This window comes from Vibrio sp. 970 (assembly GCF_033339075.1).
Genome location: NZ_JAWOTW010000564.1, coordinates 1 through 591, shown reverse-complemented (window position 1 = coordinate 591; position 591 = coordinate 1). Strand labels below are relative to the sequence as shown.

The following is a 591-nucleotide window of genomic DNA, read 5'->3' as shown; positions in this document are numbered from 1 at the left end:
TTGTTTCGTGCGAGTGTGCTGACCTAGCGGATTCATGGACGTTTCATACGCAAGACGATGGCGGACATGATTTTGCGTTTTTTTGGCACGATATAGGGAGCGATATTTCCTCACAGGCGCATACTGTTTTTCAGCATGCACTGGAAAAAGTTCGAAAACTGATAGACCAAGGGGTGGTGTAAGTGAGGTTGCAAGTTGGAGGTTTAACAAAGAAGCACTTGTTAAAGCACTTGAGTCAAAAAGGTGTTCAATTGAATGCCTTCGCCCAACAACTATTCGATGATGACAAAGTCGAGTGCGCAGATGAGATTCAATCGTTCTTTTTAACGATAAAAACACCGTTTGCCTTCGGACTTTATTTTGGCGCGACCCTTGGAGAAATGATTGAAGCGGCGTCGACACAAAATCTATCACCTTGCCCTTTAGTTGTTGCGCCATACCTCCGTTTACAAGAAATTGACTTGGCGAAGGGAGAGTACGTTGCTGTGGTGTCGGCACCGCGTGCGAATGAGAAGGCTTATCAGAGTGGTGTGTATCTACGGGACATCGACGGCGGTGTCTGGCTAATTGGCTTGGGAGGGTCGGACTATT

The 591-nt window shown here is 46.7% G+C and carries 1 protein-coding gene and 1 pseudogene; both read left to right on the top strand.

The annotated features are described in order from the left end of the window. Window positions 1-182 (top strand): annotated as a pseudogene (locus R7Q11_RS27900) (DNA mismatch repair protein MutT); the annotation flags it as partial. Then, window positions 183-591, top strand: a 409-nt coding sequence (locus R7Q11_RS27895) for a hypothetical protein (RefSeq protein WP_225467200.1), incomplete at its 3' end; no start/stop codon positions are given.